The 1,681-nt window shown below is 55.4% G+C and carries 3 protein-coding genes; 1 reads left to right on the top strand and 2 read right to left on the bottom strand.

The features are described from left to right. The coding region (locus ACH2EH_RS10795) for a hypothetical protein (protein WP_395141549.1) at positions 1–397 on the top strand (397 nt) is incomplete at its 5' end. Here ACH2EH_RS10795 and ACH2EH_RS10790 read toward each other — a convergent pair. Both ACH2EH_RS10790 and ACH2EH_RS10785 read right to left on the bottom strand, forming a co-directional pair. After that, positions 375–632, bottom strand: a complete 258-nt coding sequence (locus tag ACH2EH_RS10790; RefSeq protein ID WP_395141547.1) for a hypothetical protein — start codon at positions 630–632, stop codon at positions 375–377. The two genes, ACH2EH_RS10795 and ACH2EH_RS10790, sit on opposite strands and share 23 nt — an antisense overlap. Positions 633–675: 43 nt before the next feature. Continuing rightward, positions 676–1,260: an AAA family ATPase gene (locus tag ACH2EH_RS10785; RefSeq protein ID WP_395141545.1), complete on the bottom strand. Its 585-nt coding sequence runs from the start codon at positions 1,258–1,260 to the stop codon at positions 676–678. Positions 1,261–1,681 lie beyond the last annotated feature (421 nt).

Genomic DNA, 1,681 nt, shown 5'->3' with positions numbered 1-1,681 from the left:
CTTGCTCAAGACCATCACCCAGCTCCAGCGCACCGCCGGACCGCGCTCTACTCTGGGAAAAGCAAGGCTAGAGAGCTTCTATGACCAGATGTCCGTGCTTCCCCCGGACGATCGAGCAACGCTTCGACTGCTGCTTCTGGAAGAGTCGATCCCGTTTTTTTGCGACACAATCCAAGCCATGCGCCGTATGCAGTTAGTCGGGATGACAGCGATCTCCACCCAGCAGCTCTACGACCACATGATGCGCCAGTACGGTGATAGAAAAAACCTCCGTAGGTGCCTGCGCTACATTCTCCAAACCCTGAGCCACATGCATCTAGTTCATAAGCAAGATGGTGCCTGGACAACTGGTGAGTTGGCATCGCCAGGTAGCATTATTCACCCTTCCCAAACTTAGTATTTAGTGCTTCGGTGATGACAGCGGTCAGGCTGGTATCGCTCCGCTTCGCCTCAGCAACCCAGTGCATCCTCAAACGCTTAGGCACCCGGATCGAAAGATTCACCATCTCCTCAATCACTCTAGCGTTGGGCTTTTCTGGCAACGCGGATACTTCCTCTGCCTCCTGCTCTGGCTCCGCTGCCTCCGACTCCCGAGCCTTCTGGATAATGTCCGCATAACGTGGCTTATTCATGTCTCATTTTCTTTCTCCTTAAACTTCCAAGTCCTCAGATCAGCTACAGTATCTCTTGACCGAGGCTCTCAAAGTCGCCCCAAGCCGTCTTCTGCCGTGGATCATCGAGCGTTTCCACGGTCGTGCCCGCCAGTGCCGACTTGGGGAATCCCACGGTGCGCCGGATCATCGCGTCGAAGACCTCTATCCCCGCCTGGCGTAGCTCTGCCTGCATGATCTCCCCCTCTCGGCTGGGGTGGGGTGGCACGATAGTCAGGAGTGCCCGGTACTTGGCCCCAGGAAGCGCTCGGCAAGTCTCTAGCATGGGCTGGAGGCTGAGCACGTCAGGAGCAGTGGGCAAGACGATCAAGTCGCAGCCCTTGGCCAGCTCCTTGAGGTCATCGGAGTCGGGACGGGCAGGTGTGTCGATGACGATGAAGTCCGCACCCGCGACAGCTTTCATAGCTTGGCGCTGATCCACGACCTCAAAGGGCAGAGAACCGCGCTCCGCCCAAGCGACGGACGTTCGATTGGGATCTCCGTCTACGAGTACGGTCTTGCCCTTCTTGCTGAAGAACGCTGCGAGGTGTACCGCGACGGTGCTCTTCCCGACGCCTCCTTTGTAGCCCGTGATGGTAATGATCTTCATGCCTGCTTATCCCTTCTCCTAAAGTGCCCGTTCTAGCTTCAGCCCCTTCTGTGGCGATTCTACGCGAGCTGCGCCGAAAAAGCTCTTCTTCCTGCGCTTCGTTCTCAGCAAAACTCCTAGCCCTTATCGGGTGATTTTGTGCCTTTAGTATACCATATAGCCAGAATGCCAGACTGGTATGCCAGATTTACAGACCAGATAACCAGAAAACCATACCAGAATGCCAGGCAATATCGAGACCACCTAAGCCGATTTTTCTAAGACTGTCTTATCTATTATTGCCCGTCCTATCTCGGCATGCCGCATTTTGGCCGTTTCTACTGCTTTGTGGGTGGAGCGATTCCCTTTCCGGGAGGCATCGCCCGTAGAATCGCCTTCTGGAGGCTTCTAGGGGTAAATCGCTAAAATGGGTGTCGAGAGC

It is taken from the genome of Armatimonas sp. (assembly GCF_043760365.1).
Taxonomy (GTDB): Bacteria; Armatimonadota; Armatimonadia; order Armatimonadales; family Armatimonadaceae; genus Armatimonas.
The sequence above is the reverse complement of the archived record's forward strand: the minus strand, read 5'-3'. Positions and strand labels throughout refer to the sequence as shown.